Below are 13,188 nucleotides of genomic sequence, written 5' to 3'. Positions count from 1 at the left end.
AGGATATTAAAGAGGTGTTAGAATGATGATCGGTTTATTAGGCCGTAAAATCGGTATGACGCGGGTCTTCATGGCGGATGGAGTTTCAGTTCCAGTTTCTGTCGTTGAAGTTCACCCTAATAGAGTTTCACAAGTTAAAACTAAAGATGCTGATGGGTATTCTGCTGTTCAATTAACTGGTGGCACAAAAAAAGCAAGCAAGGTTAACAAAGCTTTAACTGGTCACTTTGCAAAAGCTGAAATTGAAGCAGGTGACATGCTGGTTGAGTTTTTAGTTGACTCCGAAGATACATACAAAGCAGGACAAGTAATCTCAGTAGCTGATGTATTCACTGCTGGTCAATTTGTGGATGTTGCTGGAACCACTAAAGGTAAAGGTTTTGCTGGTACAGTAAAACGTTATAACTTTAGAACACAAGATGCAACTCATGGTAACTCTAGATCACATCGTGTCCCTGGGTCAATTGGACAAAACCAAACTCCAGGACGTGTGTTCAAAGGTAAGAAAATGGCTGGTCACATGGGTAATGTTCGTTGTACTGTTCAAAGTCTTGAATTGGTACGCGTAGATGCTGAAAGAAATTTACTTCTTATCAAAGGTGCTATACCTGGTGCTCCTGGCTCACGAGTTGAGATTAAGCCTGCAGTTAAAAAGCAAGTACGAGGTGAGTGATGGAAATTACTACTATAGATACAAATGCGAAATTAACACTGAATCAAGAAGTATTTGCATATGGTTATAATGAAGGCTTAATTCATCAAGCTGTAGTAACTTATATGAATAATGCACGTAGTGGTAACAGCGCACAAAAAACACGTTCTGAAGTTAGTGGCGGTGGTAAAAAGCCATGGAATCAAAAAGGTACCGGTCGTGCACGTGCTGGAACTATTAGAAGTCCAATATGGAGAAGCGGTGGTGTCACATTTGCTTCTAAAAAAAGAGATTATTCACAAAAAATTAATAAAAAAATGTACAAACGTGCATTACGTAGTATAATCTCGGAACTTTGCCGCACTGGTAACTTGATTGTAGTTAGCGATTTCCAATGCGAAAGCAAAAAAACTAAAGATTTTGTTACTAAAATGAACCAACTGAACGTCAAAAACGCACTTATCGTGATGACTGAAGTAGGCGAGAATGAATATTTTGGTTCAAGAAACTTAATTGATTATGATATCTGCGACGTTACAACTATAGATCCTGTTTCTTTACTCAAATTTGAGAAAGTTGTTGTTACAGAAGCTGCAATTAAAAAAATTGAGGAACAGTTACAATGAACGCTGAAAGATTGTTGATGGTTCTACGTGAACCACATACTTCTGAAAAAGCTACTGTCATAGCTGATAAGCTGAAACAGTTCACTTTCAAAGTATTGAAAACTGCAACTAAGACTGAAATTAAAATGGCGGTAGAGAATATATTTAACGTTAAAGTTAAAAATGTATCGGTTGTCAATGTGAAGGGAAAAACAAAACGTTTTAAGCAAATGAGTGGAAAGCGTAGTGACTGGAAAAAAGCATTTGTAACTCTTCATGCTGATCAAGATATTGACTTTACAGCTACCGAATAAGGCAGATTAAGATGGCACTATTAAAATCTAAACCTACATCGCCCGGAAAACGTGGCGAATTGCGCGTGGTTCATCACCATATTCATAAAGGAAGACCACATGATGCTTTAGTTGAGAAACTGAAGAAAACTGGTGGACGGAATAACCAAGGTAGAATCACTGTAAGACATATCGGTGGAGGTCAACGTAACCAATATCGTATCATTGATTTTAAACGTAATAAGGATGGGATCGAGGCTCGTGTTGAGCGTATCGAATACGATCCTAACCGTACTGCACTCATTGCACTAATCGTTTATAAAGATGGTGAACGTAGATATATTATTGCTCCATCTAATTTAAACGTTGGCGATACGGTAGTAAGTGGTGCTGATTCACCTATTAGTGTAGGTAATTGTCTTCCACTAAAAAATATTCCTGTTGGTACTACAATTCACTGTGTTGAGATGAAACCAGGGAAAGGTGCCCAGGTCTTAAGAAGTGCTGGAGCGAGCGGACAAATAGTTGCTAAAGAAGGCATTTATGCAACATTAAGACTTCGTTCAGGCGAAATGCGTAAAATTCATGTTCTTTGCAGAGCAGTAATTGGTGAAGTAAGTAATAGTGAGCATAGTTTACGCGCATTAGGTAAAGCTGGAGCAAAACGTTGGAGAGGTATTCGTCCAACAGTACGTGGGGTAGCTATGAACCCTGTTGATCACCCACATGGTGGTGGTGAGGGCCGTACTTCTGGTGGACGTCATCCAGTGTCTCCATGGGGCTTACCTACTAAAGGTTACAAAACCCGAAGTAATAAGCGTACTGATAATTTTATTGTCAGAAGACGTAAAAAGAAATAATTATTGAGAGGATATCAAGTGGCTCGTTCTATAAGAAAAGGTCCTTTTGTTGACCATCATTTGATTGCCAAAGTAGAAGCTGCAATTGAATCGAAATCTAAGAAACCAATTAAAACATGGTCAAGACGATCAACAATCGTTCCTGAAATGATTGACCTAACAATTGCTGTTCATAACGGTAAAGATCATATCCCTGTTTACATAACAGATAATATGGTCGGTCATAAATTAGGTGAGTTTGCCATGACTCGAACTTTCAAAGGCCACTCTGGTGACAGAAAGGCTAAAGGTAAATAAGAGGATATGATGGAAGTTACAGCAAAATTGAAAGGTGCTCCCTTATCCGCTCAAAAGGGCAGATTGGTAGCAGATATGATACGAAATATGAAAGTATCTGGTGCACTTGATGTCCTCAAGTTTACACCAAAAAAAGGTGCTCAATTAATGCTTAAATTATTAGAATCAGCAATTGCTAATGCTGAAAATAATAATGGAGCAGATATTGATGATTTGAAAGTAGGTATGGTCTGTGTTGATGAAGCAATGACTTTAAAACGCATTAGTCCCAGAGCTAAAGGACGTGCAAATAGAATTTGTAAACGTACCTGCCATATCACGATTAAAGTGTCTGACGAGGAATAGCAATGGGACAAAAAGTTAACCCTATAGGCATACGCCTTGGTATTATTAAAGACTGGAACTCTAAGTGGTTCGCTGGTAAAAAATATGCTGAATTTTTAATTCAAGATATAAAATTGCGTACTGAACTGAAAAAGAAACTTATGGCTGCTGCTGTAAGCAAAATTCTTATTGAACGTCCTGCTAATAATGCAGTAGTTACAATACTCACCGCACGACCTGGTGTAATTATCGGTAAAAAAGGTGGTGGTATTGAAACATTACGTAGTGAAATTTCCGGCAAATTAGGCGTACCAGTACACCTTAATATTGAAGAAATTAAAAAGCCTGAACTTGATGCAACCTTAGTTGCTGAAGGAATTGCGCAACAGTTAGAACAACGTGTTATGTTCCGACGGGCTATGAAACGTGCAGTAACTTCTGCTCTTAAGGCTGGTGCTAAAGGAATTAAAATTTGTGTAAGCGGCAGACTTGGTGGTGCTGAAATCGCACGCAGTGAGTGGTATCGAGAAGGGCGAGTACCTTTACATACATTCAGAGCAGATATTGATTATGGTACAGCAGAGTCTAAAACTACCTACGGTATTATTGGCGTAAAAGTCTGGATCTTCAAGGGCGAAATTCTCCCACAAAAGAAAAGATCATCTGACGTTGCCCAGTGAGTGAGGATTAAGAATCATGTTACAACCTAAACGTACGAAATACCGAAAGCAGATGAAAGGCCGTAATAGAGGCTTGGCGCTACGTGGCAGCAACATCAGCTTCGGTGAATTTGGTTTGAAAGCTCTTGAGCGTGGTCGCTTAACAGCAAGACAAATCGAAGCAGCTCGAAGAGCAATGACACGTCATATTAAACGTGGTGGTAAAATTTGGATTAGAGTATTCCCAGACAAGCCTATTACACAAAAACCTTTAGAAGTAAGACAAGGTAAAGGTAAAGGTAGCGTTGAATATTGGGTTGCTCAAATACAACCTGGCAAGGTTTTATTTGAAATGGAAGGTGTATCCAGAGAGCTTGCGATGGAAGCTTTTGATCTGGCTAAAGCAAAACTTCCTTTCAAAGTTATATTTGAAGAAAGGAAGGTGATGTAATGAAAAAGATTGAAGAATTACGCAGTTTGTCTATAGAAGAACTGCAAAACGAATTGCTTTCATTGCGTAAAGAACAATTAAATTTGCGAATGAAGAAAGCAAGTGGCTCACTAGATAAAACACATCTCATCACCATGGTGCGTAAGTCAGTGGCAAGAGTTAAAACAATGTTGACTGAAAAGGCAGGTAAGTGACATGTCTAATAGTGAATCAAATGCCAGAACAATGGTTGGAAAAGTAGTTAGTGACAAAATGGATAAGACCATAGTTGTGATGATTGAACGTTCTGTTAAGCATCCAAAGTATGGAAAAATTATGAAACGTAGAACCAAATTACATGCTCACGATGAAAATCAAGTATGCAAAATTGGTAATATTGTAAAGATCCGTGAGTCAAGACCACTCTCTAAAACAAAAAGCTGGGTATTAGTCGAAGTAATTTCTTAATCAACCCTGTTGATTTACTTTTAAAACCCTAAAAGGCCTGATATAATCAGCAACCTTTTTCTGGTCGAAATCAGAGCTGGAGTAAAAAATGATCCAAATGCAGACAGTGCTCGAAGTGGCTGACAATAGCGGAGCACGTAAAGTTATGTGTATTAAAGTGCTTGGCGGGTCGCACCGTAGATATGCCCGTGTAGGCGATGTAATTAAAGTAAGTATTAAAGATGCTATACCCAGAAGTAAAGTAAAGAAAGGTGCTGTAATGAAAGCTGTAGTAGTGCGTACAGCACAAGGCGTTCGTAGAGATGATGGCTCTTTAATTCGTTTCGATGGCAACGCAGCAGTACTTTTAAATAACCAAAACGAGCCAATAGGTACTCGTATATTTGGCCCCGTTACTCGCGAGCTACGAGAGAGATTTATGAAAATAATATCTCTGGCTGCAGAAGTTTTGTGAGAAGGATTTAGATATGAAACGTATTCAAAAAGGCGATGATGTAATTATAATTGCCGGTAAAAGTAAAGGTCATAGAGGTAAAGTCCTACGTGTCACTGAAAATGGCGTTGTTGTTGAAGGTGGAAACTTAATAAAGAAACATGTTAAGCCCAACCCACAAAAGCCTGAAAACAAGGGTGGAATTGTTACTCTTGAAGCGCCAGTACACGTTTCAAACGTTGCTCATTTTAATCCCAACACTAATAAAGCAGATAAAGTAGGATTTAAATTTATTGAGAGTAACGGTGTAAATACAAAAGTTAGATATTTTAAATCTGACAATGAAATAATTGACCGTGTTTAATTAGGTGGTTGAAATGGCAAGACTTAATGAATTTTATAAGAAAGAAATCATCCCAATGATGATGAAACGGTTCAACTATTCCAGCGTTATGGAAGTTCCTAAACTGCTCAAAGTCACTTTAAATATGGGTGTTGGTGAAGCTGTTGGTGATAAAAAGGTGATGAATCATGCTGTTGAAGATATGACTTTAATTGCTGGGCAAAAACCTGTTGTTACTAAAGCAAGAAAATCTATTGCTGGTTTTAAAATTAGAGAAGGATGGCCAATAGGCTGTAAAGTAACACTAAGACGTCAACGTATGTATGAGTTTTTAGACCGATTAATTTCCGTGACTTTACCGCGTGTGAGAGATTTTCGTGGTTTAAATCCTAAATCTTTTGATGGAACTGGTAATTATAGTATGGGAATACATGAACAAATCGTATTTCCAGAAATTGATTACGACAAAACAGATGGTATCCGTGGTTTAGATATTTGTATTACTACAAGTGCTAAAACAAATGAAGAAGCTAAAGCTTTATTAGAAGCCTTTAACCTTCCATTGAAAGATAGAGATAAAAAATAAGGGTGAAATTGTGGCTAAAAAATCAATGCTTATAAGAGAGTTAAAGCGTAAAAAACTAGTAGATAAGCACAGTAAACGCAGAAACGAATTGAAACAATTGATTAAATCATCTGATGATTTTCAGGTAATTATGGATAGTCAGTTAAAGCTAGCAAAATTGCCTGTTAATTCAAATCCTGTTCGTTTCAAAACTCGATGCCAATGCTGTGGTCGTCCACATGGCGTGTATCGTAAATTTAGTCTTTGTAGAATTTGCTTAAGACAACAACTAATGGTTGGTAATATACCTGGCGGAAGAAAATCCAGCTGGTAATTTTTTAATTGGAGAACGATTGTGAGTATGCATGATCCAGTTGCTGATATGCTGACCCGAATTAGAAATGGTCAACAAGCAAAACATCAGCAAATAACTTTAACTTCTTCTAAATTGAAAGAAGAAATTGCTCGTGTTTTAAAAGAAGAAGGCTATATTGAAAACTTCTTTGTAGAACCACTAGATAATAATCTTAAATTAATGACGATAAAGCTGAAGTATTACCATGGCAGACCTGTTATTGAGCTCATTAAGAGAATTAGTAGACCTGGGTTACGAGTATATAAGTCTTATAAAGATTTAACCTCTATTCCTGGTTTTGGAGTGGCTATATTGTCTACATCTCAAGGTATAATGACCCATATATCTGCAAAGATGAAAGGCGTTGGTGGCGAAGTCATCTGTGAAGTGGCTTAATACTTGCGAGGAATAATATGTCTAGAGTAGCAAAAGCCCCAGTAGTTCAACCAGCAAATGTTGAAATAACAATAGGTGATGGTGAAATTACTGTAAAAGGGCCTAAAGGAACACTAACCCAAAAAATTAATCGGTTAGTAAAAGTAACTAAAAACAAAGATTCTAATCATGTTGAGTTTGCTCCTGCTGCAAATGATCCTAAAGCTTGGGCTCAAGCTGGTACGGCAAGAGCATTAGTGAATAACATGGTGAAGGGTGTAACCGAAGGTTTTGTTGTAACCTTGGAACTAGTTGGTGTAGGTTATAGAGCACAATCTAAAGATAAATCGATTAGCTTATCTTTAGGATTCTCTCATCCTATTGAATACCAATTACCAAATGGTGTTCAGGTTGAAACACCAAGTAATACAGTGATATTACTGAAAGGTGTTGATAAACAAATTTTGGGTCAAGTAGCTTCTGAAATAAGAGCATTTAGACCACCAGAGCCCTATAAAGGTAAAGGTGTTAAACTTGCTGGCGAGTATATTGCTCGTAAAGAAGCGAAAAAGAAATAAGGTTTAAGTCATGAATAAACACAACTCACGTGCTCGACGTGGATTAAAAGCAAAAGCACTGATTCGTAAATCGGGAAGAGCAAGACTAGTAGTTTATAGAAGTGGTTTGCATATTTACTCGCAAATTGTTCAAGCTGACACGCTTGGAGATAAAGTACTGGTAGCATGTTCAACTAAGGACAAAGAATTACGAGCTAACTTGACTGGTAAATGTAAAGTAGAACAGGCTAATCTAGTTGGGAAATTACTAGGTAAGCGTGCGAGTGAGCATGGCATTACTCAAGTTGCATTTGATCGTGCTGGTTATAAATATCATGGCCGAGTGAAAGCCCTTGCAGAAGGTGCCCGCGAAGCTGGATTAGATTTTTAAGGAACGATTATGGCATACGATGAATCATCACCAAAATCAGATGGCTACCAAGAAAAGTTAGTGTCGGTTAACCGTACCGCTAAAGTTGTCAAAGGAGGCCGTGTTTTTGGTTTCGCAGTACTTGTTGTCGTCGGCGACGGCAAAGGTAAAGTTGGCTTTGGTAGAGGTAAGGCGAGAGAAGTTCCAATTGCAATTCAAAAAGCAATGGAACAAGCAAAGAAAAATATGGTTTATATTCCACTTTCTGGATCAACTATTTTCCACGAAATTACCTGGAACTATGGGGCTTCTAAAGTATTTATGAAACCTGCTAGTGAAGGTACTGGAATTATTGCCGGTGGCGCGATGAGAGCCGTATTAGAAGTTTTAGGCGTACAAAATATATTAGCTAAAAGTATTGGTTCAACCAATCCAAGTAATATTGTAAGAGCTACGATTGCTGCTTTAACTAATATCGGTACTCCAGATTATGTTGCGGCCAAGCGTGGTAAAACTGTTGAAGAAGTTATGGCGGGCTAATTATGGAAAAGAAAATTAAAATAACTTTGGTTAAAAGCATTATAGGCAGAAAGCCAAAGCATATTTCTATAGTAAAACAATTAGGTCTAGGTAAAACTAATTCAAGCGTATCACATAATGATACGCCAGCAATCCGTGGTCTTATTAATATAGTAGATTACTTGTTGCTGGTTGAGGAGAGTGCATAATGAATTTAAATTCACTATCACCAGATCCTGGTTCAAGACGCCCTAAAAGACGCTTAGGACGTGGTATAGGATCCGGGCTAGGTAAAACAAGTGGTAAAGGACATAAAGGTCAAAAAGCGAGAGCTGGTGGTTTTCATAAAATTAACTTTGAGGGCGGACAAATGCCTATTCAAAGAAGACTGCCAAAAATGGGCTTTAAATCGCGAGTTAGTAAAACTGTAGATCAAGTATGTCTTAGTGAACTGGCAAAGCTTTCTGCTGATGTAATTGACTTAAATGTTTTACGTGAAGCGGGCTTAATCAACAGCTCTATTAAAGATGTAAAAGTTATTTTATCCGGTGAATTAACTACTGCCATCAAACTTAAAGGTTTAAGGGTCACTAAAGGAGCTCGTTTAGCCATTGAAGGTTTAGGCGGCAGCATAGAAGAGTGACTATGAAAAACCAAAAACATAATGCAAGCCAATCACGTGGTGGATTGGCTGAACTAAAATCAAGATTATTGTTCGTTGTTCTTGGTATCTTAGTTTATCGGTTGGGGGCTCATATACCTGTTCCAGGTTTAGACCCAGCACGGTTGGCTAACTTTTTTAATGAACAACAGAATACAATTTTTGGCTTATTCAATATGTTTTCTGGTGGTGCATTATCGCGTGTTACGGTTTTTGCAATAGGTATTATGCCTTATATTTCAGCGTCCATTATCATTCAGTTGTTCTCAGTTGTATCACCAAAACTTGAACAACTTAAAAAAGAAGGTGAGTCTGGACGTAGAAAGATAAACCAATACACCCGGTATTTAACTCTAGTGCTTTCTGTGTTTCAATCTTTAGGGATGGCACGCTGGTTAGCTGGACAACAAATTGCACTTCAAGCTGACTTTTCATTTTACTTTACTGCAGTTGTAACTTTGGTTACAGGAACTATGTTCTTAATGTGGTTAGGTGAGCAAATTACTGAAAAAGGTGTTGGTAATGGAATTTCGCTAATTATCTTTTCGGGAATTGTATCAAGCATGCCTACGGCAATTGCTTCTGTTCTTCAGCAAGTTAAAGAAGGACAAATGCAAGCATTAACGTTGATCATTATTGCAGTGGTAGTGGTTGTTGTAACAGGATTTGTAGTATTTATGGAGCGCGCACAACGACGTATACGGGTTAATTATGCGCAAAGAACACAAGGTAGAAAGGTTTATGCTGCCCAAACAAGTCATTTACCTTTAAAGATTAATATGTCTGGTGTAATACCACCTATTTTTGCATCCAGTATTATCTTATTACCGGCAACTTTGGCGCAGTTTTTCTCACATACTAAAGGTTTAGGGTGGCTTGCCGATGTAGGAATGGCATTATCTCCCGGACAGCCTTTATATTTAATAGTATATGCAGTTGCTATTATATTTTTTGCGTTCTTTTATGCAGCTCTGGTGTTTAATCCCAAAGATACTGCTGATAATTTAAAAAAATCTGGTGCATATATACCCGGAATTAGACCTGGTGAACAAACAACTAAATATATTGATGGTGTCATGACTCGTCTGACATTAGTTGGTGCAATTTATTTGGTTCTAGTTTGTCTTTTGCCTCAGATTTTGATGTATACATGGCATGTCCCTTTTTATTTCGGAGGAACGTCATTGCTGATTATCGTAGTTGTTATTATGGATTTTGTAGCTCAGGTACAAGCTCATTTAATGACTCAGCAATATGATTCTTTAATGAAGAAGGCTAATTTTAAAGGTACTAAATTACCTGGTCTTTTATGATTTTTATCGGAGTTAAGAATGAAAGTAAGAGCATCTGTAAAGCGAATTTGTCGCAATTGCAAGATTATTAAAAGAAGTGGCACTATACGAGTTATTTGTAAAGATGCCAGACATAAACAAAAGCAAGGTTAAACTCTGCTTGATTTAATTTTATAAAAATAGTATTCTTCTGTCCCTTTCGACAGAACAAATAACGTTCGGAGAAGTTAATGGCTCGTATTGCAGGAGTAAATATACCTGATCACAAACATGTTGTGATTGCTTTAACAGCAATATATGGTATTGGTAAACCTACATCCTTAAAACTGTGTTCTGCAGTTGGTATTGAACCTTCTAAAAAGGTTTCAGAACTGACCGATGCTCAACTTGAGTCTTTAAGAACAGAAATTGCAAAAATAACAGTGGAAGGTGATTTGCGTCGTGTTGTGACGATGAACATTAAGCGCCTTATGGATCTAGGATGTTATCGTGGTCTAAGACACAGAAGAGGGTTGCCATTGCGCGGACAACGTACGAAAACTAATGCTCGTACACGAAAAGGTCGCAGAAAGGGCACTACCGTTTGATTTTTCATGTAGGAAAGTAAGATGGCAATAACTAAGTCAAAACAACAAAAAGTACGCAAGAAGGCGAAGCGTGTAGTATCTGATGGTATCGTACACGTTCATGCTTCTTTTAATAATACGATAGTGACCTTTACTGATAGACAAGGTAATGCACTGTGTTGGGCAACATCTGGCGGCTCAGGCTTTAGAGGGTCAAGAAAGAGTACTCCTTATGCTGCACAGGTTGCTACTGAGCGTGCTGCTGCTGTTGCAAAAGAATACGGTATGAAATCTGTGGCTGTATTTGTTCATGGTCCCGGACCTGGAAGAGAATCCACTATTCGTGAATTAATATCACAGGATTTCAAAATTGTTGAAATTACCGATGTTACTGGTATACCTCATAATGGGTGTAAGCCACCTAAAAAACGTCGTGTATAAGACTCAGGAGTAATTAATGGCTAGATATCTTGGTCCAAAATGTAAGTTATCACGTCGTGAAGGTTGTGATTTATTACTTAAAAGCGGTGTCCGCGATCATAAGTCCAAATGTAAATCTGAAAAGTTACCTGGACAACATGGTGATAAAAAACCACGTATGAATGGTTATGGAATTCAGCTTCGAGAGAAACAAAAAATCAGAAGATTATATGGTGTTCTTGAAAAGCAATTCCGTGGCTATTACAAAATGGCTGCTCGTATGAAAGGTTCAACAGGTGAAAATCTGATGTCGTTACTTGAGCGACGTTTAGATAATGTTGTCTATCGTATGGGTTTTGCAAGTACACGTGCTGAAGCGCGTCAATTAGTTACGCATAAAGCGATACTTGTTAATGATAAAGTAGTTAACGTTCCATCATTCCTAGTAAAACCAGGTGATGTTGTATCTGTTCGTCAAAAGGCAAGAGCCCAAGGTCGTATCCAGGCTGCTTTAGCTTTATCAGAACAAAGAGCTGCATGCGATTGGATTTCTGTAGATACTTCTTCTTTCAAAGGAACATTCTCTACAGCACCAACGTTAACTGACTTATCTTCAGACTACAACGTAAACTTAGTTGTAGAACTTTACTCTAAGTAAGCTCGGAGAAATAGCTGAATGTATACTGAAATCAATGAAATGTTGACACCTAATGTTCTTAAGGTCCAGGCAGAATCGCCCTATAAAGCTAAAATAGTTTTAGAGCCTTTGGAGCGCGGCTTTGGTCATACTCTCGGCAATGCTTTGAGACGTATTTTACTATCATCAATGCCTGGAAGTGCGATTACCGAAGTTTCAATTGATGGTGTTCTACATGAATACAGTACAATTGAAGGTGTACAGGAAGATGTCGTGGATATCTTACTGAACCTGAAGTTAGTTGCGACAAAAATGACAGTCGGTGAAGAAGCGATTGTAACACTAAGCAAGCAAGGTCCTTGTCAAGTTACAGCTGGAGACATTCAACTGACTCATGGATTGGAAATTATCAATCCAGAGTTGGTCATTGCTAATTTGAATGAAAAAGGCAAATTAAATATGACATTGAAAGTTGAACGAGGAATTGGTTTCCACAGTACTGATTCATTCATTAGACATTTCGATGATGAAGTAGAAAGAAAATCAGTTGGGAAACTTAAAATTGATAATAGTTTCTCTCCAGTTAAAAAAGTGGCTTATTATGTTGATAGTGCTCGTGTAGAAAATCGAACTGACCTCGATAAGTTAACTATTGAGTTAGAAACTAATGGGACTATTGATGCTGAAGAATCAATACGAATTTCTGCTAGTATTCTTCAAAGACAACTTCATGCTTTTGTAGACATGAAATTTGAAGAGTCACGCGCAGATAATAAAGAACGCAATGATTTTGATCCTATTCTACTACGTTCTGTCGATGATTTAGAGTTAACTGTTCGTTCTGCAAATTGTTTGAAAGCAGAAAATATTCATTATATAGGCGATTTAGTACAAAGAACTGAAAATGAACTCTTAAAAACTCCTAACCTTGGTAAGAAATCTTTAACCGAAATTAAGGATGTTTTAGCTTCACGTTCATTATCGCTGGGTATGAAACTTGAGAATTGGCCGCCAGCAAATCTTGGCGAATAAAGTTTAGGAGTTTTGGTTATGCGTCACCGTAATTCAGGTCGTAGTTTTGGCCGTACAAGTAGCCACAGAAAGGCTATGTTTGCAAACATGTGTTGTTCTTTGATTGAGCATGAGTTGATAAAAACAACTCTGCCCAAGGCTAAAGATCTACGACGTTATATTGAACCTTTAATTACTGTATCAAAAGTTGACTCAGTAGCTACACGTCGTCATGCGTTTGATATTTTGAGATCTAAGTCTGCTGTTGGTAAATTGTTTACAGATTTAGGACCCCGTTTTGTTGAACGTCCAGGTGGTTATGTACGTATCATTAAATGTGGTTTTAGAGATGGTGACAACGCTCCTATGGCAATTGTTGAGCTATTAGACAGACCTGTAGTTAGTGATGAATCTGAAGAATAAATTTTAGTATCCTCACTAACTAAAGAACCCGCTTCATGCGGGTTTTTTTTTACAAACATAATGCAGTTTATGG

The 13,188-nt window shown here is 37.8% G+C and carries 27 protein-coding genes; all 27 read left to right on the top strand.

Going from position 1 to position 13,188, the window contains the following annotated elements; translation table 11 throughout:
- The first annotated feature begins 25 nt into the window (after positions 1 to 25).
- Positions 26 to 673 (top strand): 50S ribosomal protein L3, encoded by a 648-nt coding sequence (rplC, locus tag ACF8MK_RS02865; protein ID WP_265702220.1) that lies wholly within the window; start codon positions 26 to 28, stop codon positions 671 to 673.
- Positions 673 to 1,278: a 50S ribosomal protein L4 gene (rplD, locus tag ACF8MK_RS02860; protein WP_265702121.1), complete on the top strand. Its 606-nt coding sequence runs from the start codon at positions 673 to 675 to the stop codon at positions 1,276 to 1,278. Before rplC ends, rplD begins: the two co-directional genes overlap by 1 nt.
- Complete coding sequence (gene rplW, locus ACF8MK_RS02855; protein WP_028381391.1) at positions 1,275 to 1,571, top strand: 50S ribosomal protein L23; 297 nt, start codon at positions 1,275 to 1,277, stop codon at positions 1,569 to 1,571. Before rplD ends, rplW begins: the two co-directional genes overlap by 4 nt.
- A gap of 11 nt (positions 1,572 to 1,582) precedes the next feature.
- Positions 1,583 to 2,410, top strand: coding sequence for a 50S ribosomal protein L2 (gene rplB / locus ACF8MK_RS02850; protein ID WP_028381390.1), 828 nt, complete (start codon positions 1,583 to 1,585; stop codon positions 2,408 to 2,410).
- A gap of 18 nt (positions 2,411 to 2,428) precedes the next feature.
- On the top strand, positions 2,429 to 2,707 hold the full coding sequence (gene rpsS, locus ACF8MK_RS02845) for a 30S ribosomal protein S19 (RefSeq protein ID WP_010654828.1): 279 nt from the start codon (positions 2,429 to 2,431) through the stop codon (positions 2,705 to 2,707).
- Between the two features lie 9 nt (positions 2,708 to 2,716).
- The gene (gene rplV, locus ACF8MK_RS02840) at positions 2,717 to 3,052 is read left to right on the top strand and encodes a 50S ribosomal protein L22 (protein ID WP_003633087.1); all 336 of its coding nucleotides are present in this window, start codon (positions 2,717 to 2,719) and stop codon (positions 3,050 to 3,052) included.
- A 2-nt stretch (positions 3,053 to 3,054) separates the two neighbouring features.
- Positions 3,055 to 3,711, top strand: a complete 657-nt coding sequence (gene rpsC, locus ACF8MK_RS02835; RefSeq protein ID WP_265702123.1) for a 30S ribosomal protein S3 — start codon at positions 3,055 to 3,057, stop codon at positions 3,709 to 3,711.
- A gap of 16 nt (positions 3,712 to 3,727) precedes the next feature.
- Positions 3,728 to 4,141 (top strand): 50S ribosomal protein L16, encoded by a 414-nt coding sequence (rplP, locus tag ACF8MK_RS02830; RefSeq protein WP_003633085.1) that lies wholly within the window; start codon positions 3,728 to 3,730, stop codon positions 4,139 to 4,141.
- Entirely contained in the window at positions 4,141 to 4,335 is a 195-nt protein-coding gene (gene rpmC / locus ACF8MK_RS02825) for a 50S ribosomal protein L29 (protein ID WP_028381388.1), read from the top strand. The genes rplP and rpmC overlap by 1 nt, the downstream gene beginning before the upstream one ends.
- Position 4,336: 1 nt before the next feature.
- Positions 4,337 to 4,588, top strand: coding sequence for a 30S ribosomal protein S17 (gene rpsQ / locus ACF8MK_RS02820; protein ID WP_010654824.1), 252 nt, complete (start codon positions 4,337 to 4,339; stop codon positions 4,586 to 4,588).
- 88 nt (positions 4,589 to 4,676) lie between these two features.
- Positions 4,677 to 5,042 carry a 50S ribosomal protein L14 gene (rplN, locus tag ACF8MK_RS02815; RefSeq protein ID WP_006872243.1) on the top strand — a complete coding sequence of 122 codons (366 nt, stop codon included), beginning with the start codon at positions 4,677 to 4,679 and terminating at the stop codon, positions 5,040 to 5,042.
- A gap of 13 nt (positions 5,043 to 5,055) precedes the next feature.
- Positions 5,056 to 5,385 (top strand): 50S ribosomal protein L24, encoded by a 330-nt coding sequence (gene rplX, locus ACF8MK_RS02810; RefSeq protein WP_265702125.1) that lies wholly within the window; start codon positions 5,056 to 5,058, stop codon positions 5,383 to 5,385.
- 13 nt (positions 5,386 to 5,398) lie between these two features.
- Positions 5,399 to 5,950, top strand: coding sequence for a 50S ribosomal protein L5 (gene rplE / locus ACF8MK_RS02805; RefSeq protein WP_028381385.1), 552 nt, complete (start codon positions 5,399 to 5,401; stop codon positions 5,948 to 5,950).
- Between the two features lie 10 nt (positions 5,951 to 5,960).
- Positions 5,961 to 6,263, top strand: coding sequence for a 30S ribosomal protein S14 (gene rpsN, locus ACF8MK_RS02800; protein ID WP_265702126.1), 303 nt, complete (start codon positions 5,961 to 5,963; stop codon positions 6,261 to 6,263).
- 21 nt (positions 6,264 to 6,284) lie between these two features.
- Positions 6,285 to 6,680 (top strand): 30S ribosomal protein S8, encoded by a 396-nt coding sequence (gene rpsH / locus ACF8MK_RS02795; RefSeq protein ID WP_028381383.1) that lies wholly within the window; start codon positions 6,285 to 6,287, stop codon positions 6,678 to 6,680.
- A 17-nt stretch (positions 6,681 to 6,697) separates the two neighbouring features.
- Positions 6,698 to 7,237 carry a 50S ribosomal protein L6 gene (rplF, locus tag ACF8MK_RS02790; protein ID WP_392538086.1) on the top strand — a complete coding sequence of 180 codons (540 nt, stop codon included), beginning with the start codon at positions 6,698 to 6,700 and terminating at the stop codon, positions 7,235 to 7,237.
- 10 nt (positions 7,238 to 7,247) lie between these two features.
- Positions 7,248 to 7,607, top strand: coding sequence for a 50S ribosomal protein L18 (gene rplR, locus ACF8MK_RS02785; protein ID WP_265702128.1), 360 nt, complete (start codon positions 7,248 to 7,250; stop codon positions 7,605 to 7,607).
- Positions 7,608 to 7,616: 9 nt separating this feature from the next.
- A complete protein-coding gene (gene rpsE, locus ACF8MK_RS02780) occupies positions 7,617 to 8,126 on the top strand; it encodes a 30S ribosomal protein S5 (protein WP_028381380.1) in 510 nt (169 codons plus the stop codon).
- 2 nt (positions 8,127 to 8,128) lie between these two features.
- Complete coding sequence (gene rpmD, locus ACF8MK_RS02775; RefSeq protein ID WP_028381379.1) at positions 8,129 to 8,314, top strand: 50S ribosomal protein L30; 186 nt, start codon at positions 8,129 to 8,131, stop codon at positions 8,312 to 8,314.
- Positions 8,314 to 8,748 carry a 50S ribosomal protein L15 gene (gene rplO / locus ACF8MK_RS02770; protein WP_265702129.1) on the top strand — a complete coding sequence of 145 codons (435 nt, stop codon included), beginning with the start codon at positions 8,314 to 8,316 and terminating at the stop codon, positions 8,746 to 8,748. Before rpmD ends, rplO begins: the two co-directional genes overlap by 1 nt.
- Before the next feature lie 2 nt (positions 8,749 to 8,750).
- Positions 8,751 to 10,079 carry a preprotein translocase subunit SecY gene (gene secY / locus ACF8MK_RS02765; protein WP_265702130.1) on the top strand — a complete coding sequence of 443 codons (1,329 nt, stop codon included), beginning with the start codon at positions 8,751 to 8,753 and terminating at the stop codon, positions 10,077 to 10,079.
- Between the two features lie 18 nt (positions 10,080 to 10,097).
- A complete protein-coding gene (gene rpmJ, locus ACF8MK_RS02760) occupies positions 10,098 to 10,211 on the top strand; it encodes a 50S ribosomal protein L36 (protein ID WP_010946099.1) in 114 nt (37 codons plus the stop codon).
- A 77-nt stretch (positions 10,212 to 10,288) separates the two neighbouring features.
- A complete protein-coding gene (gene rpsM, locus ACF8MK_RS02755) occupies positions 10,289 to 10,645 on the top strand; it encodes a 30S ribosomal protein S13 (RefSeq protein WP_019233380.1) in 357 nt (118 codons plus the stop codon).
- A gap of 21 nt (positions 10,646 to 10,666) precedes the next feature.
- On the top strand, positions 10,667 to 11,065 hold the full coding sequence (gene rpsK / locus ACF8MK_RS02750) for a 30S ribosomal protein S11 (protein ID WP_003633055.1): 399 nt from the start codon (positions 10,667 to 10,669) through the stop codon (positions 11,063 to 11,065).
- 16 nt (positions 11,066 to 11,081) lie between these two features.
- A complete protein-coding gene (rpsD, locus tag ACF8MK_RS02745) occupies positions 11,082 to 11,702 on the top strand; it encodes a 30S ribosomal protein S4 (protein ID WP_392538085.1) in 621 nt (206 codons plus the stop codon).
- Positions 11,703 to 11,720: 18 nt separating this feature from the next.
- Positions 11,721 to 12,713 (top strand): DNA-directed RNA polymerase subunit alpha, encoded by a 993-nt coding sequence (locus tag ACF8MK_RS02740; protein WP_028381374.1) that lies wholly within the window; start codon positions 11,721 to 11,723, stop codon positions 12,711 to 12,713.
- 18 nt (positions 12,714 to 12,731) lie between these two features.
- Positions 12,732 to 13,115: a 50S ribosomal protein L17 gene (gene rplQ, locus ACF8MK_RS02735; protein WP_265702132.1), complete on the top strand. Its 384-nt coding sequence runs from the start codon at positions 12,732 to 12,734 to the stop codon at positions 13,113 to 13,115.
- The last annotated feature ends 73 nt before the right edge of the window (positions 13,116 to 13,188 follow it).

Origin of the sequence: Legionella sp. 227, from assembly GCF_043161935.1 — a bacterium.
Lineage (GTDB): Bacteria > Pseudomonadota > Gammaproteobacteria > Legionellales > Legionellaceae > Legionella > Legionella sheltonii.
Note: the sequence above shows the minus strand (reverse complement) of the source record. Positions and strands in the feature narration are given on the sequence as shown.

Excerpts from the sequence above, each read along its gene's own strand:
- rpsM (WP_019233380.1), top strand. The coding sequence starts at position 10,289 with ATGGCTCGTATTGCAGGAGTAAATATACCTGATCACAAACATGTTGTG.
- secY (WP_265702130.1), top strand. The coding sequence starts at position 8,751 with ATGAAAAACCAAAAACATAATGCAAGCCAATCACGTGGTGGATTGGCT.
- rpsQ (WP_010654824.1), top strand. The coding sequence starts at position 4,337 with ATGTCTAATAGTGAATCAAATGCCAGAACAATGGTTGGAAAAGTAGTT.
- rplO (WP_265702129.1), top strand. The coding sequence starts at position 8,314 with ATGAATTTAAATTCACTATCACCAGATCCTGGTTCAAGACGCCCTAAA.
- rplB (WP_028381390.1), top strand. The coding sequence starts at position 1,583 with ATGGCACTATTAAAATCTAAACCTACATCGCCCGGAAAACGTGGCGAA.
- rplW (WP_028381391.1), top strand. The coding sequence starts at position 1,275 with ATGAACGCTGAAAGATTGTTGATGGTTCTACGTGAACCACATACTTCT.
- rpsE (WP_028381380.1), top strand. The coding sequence starts at position 7,617 with ATGGCATACGATGAATCATCACCAAAATCAGATGGCTACCAAGAAAAG.
- rpmJ (WP_010946099.1), top strand. The coding sequence starts at position 10,098 with ATGAAAGTAAGAGCATCTGTAAAGCGAATTTGTCGCAATTGCAAGATT.
- rplV (WP_003633087.1), top strand. The coding sequence starts at position 2,717 with ATGGAAGTTACAGCAAAATTGAAAGGTGCTCCCTTATCCGCTCAAAAG.
- rplC (WP_265702220.1), top strand. The coding sequence starts at position 26 with ATGATCGGTTTATTAGGCCGTAAAATCGGTATGACGCGGGTCTTCATG.
- rpmD (WP_028381379.1), top strand. The coding sequence starts at position 8,129 with ATGGAAAAGAAAATTAAAATAACTTTGGTTAAAAGCATTATAGGCAGA.
- ACF8MK_RS02740 (WP_028381374.1), top strand. The coding sequence starts at position 11,721 with ATGTATACTGAAATCAATGAAATGTTGACACCTAATGTTCTTAAGGTC.
- rplE (WP_028381385.1), top strand. The coding sequence starts at position 5,399 with ATGGCAAGACTTAATGAATTTTATAAGAAAGAAATCATCCCAATGATG.
- rpsC (WP_265702123.1), top strand. The coding sequence starts at position 3,055 with ATGGGACAAAAAGTTAACCCTATAGGCATACGCCTTGGTATTATTAAA.
- rplF (WP_392538086.1), top strand. The coding sequence starts at position 6,698 with ATGTCTAGAGTAGCAAAAGCCCCAGTAGTTCAACCAGCAAATGTTGAA.
- rpmC (WP_028381388.1), top strand. The coding sequence starts at position 4,141 with ATGAAAAAGATTGAAGAATTACGCAGTTTGTCTATAGAAGAACTGCAA.
- rplQ (WP_265702132.1), top strand. The coding sequence starts at position 12,732 with ATGCGTCACCGTAATTCAGGTCGTAGTTTTGGCCGTACAAGTAGCCAC.
- rpsK (WP_003633055.1), top strand. The coding sequence starts at position 10,667 with ATGGCAATAACTAAGTCAAAACAACAAAAAGTACGCAAGAAGGCGAAG.
- rplD (WP_265702121.1), top strand. The coding sequence starts at position 673 with ATGGAAATTACTACTATAGATACAAATGCGAAATTAACACTGAATCAA.
- rpsD (WP_392538085.1), top strand. The coding sequence starts at position 11,082 with ATGGCTAGATATCTTGGTCCAAAATGTAAGTTATCACGTCGTGAAGGT.
- rplP (WP_003633085.1), top strand. The coding sequence starts at position 3,728 with ATGTTACAACCTAAACGTACGAAATACCGAAAGCAGATGAAAGGCCGT.
- rplX (WP_265702125.1), top strand. The coding sequence starts at position 5,056 with ATGAAACGTATTCAAAAAGGCGATGATGTAATTATAATTGCCGGTAAA.
- rplR (WP_265702128.1), top strand. The coding sequence starts at position 7,248 with ATGAATAAACACAACTCACGTGCTCGACGTGGATTAAAAGCAAAAGCA.
- rplN (WP_006872243.1), top strand. The coding sequence starts at position 4,677 with ATGATCCAAATGCAGACAGTGCTCGAAGTGGCTGACAATAGCGGAGCA.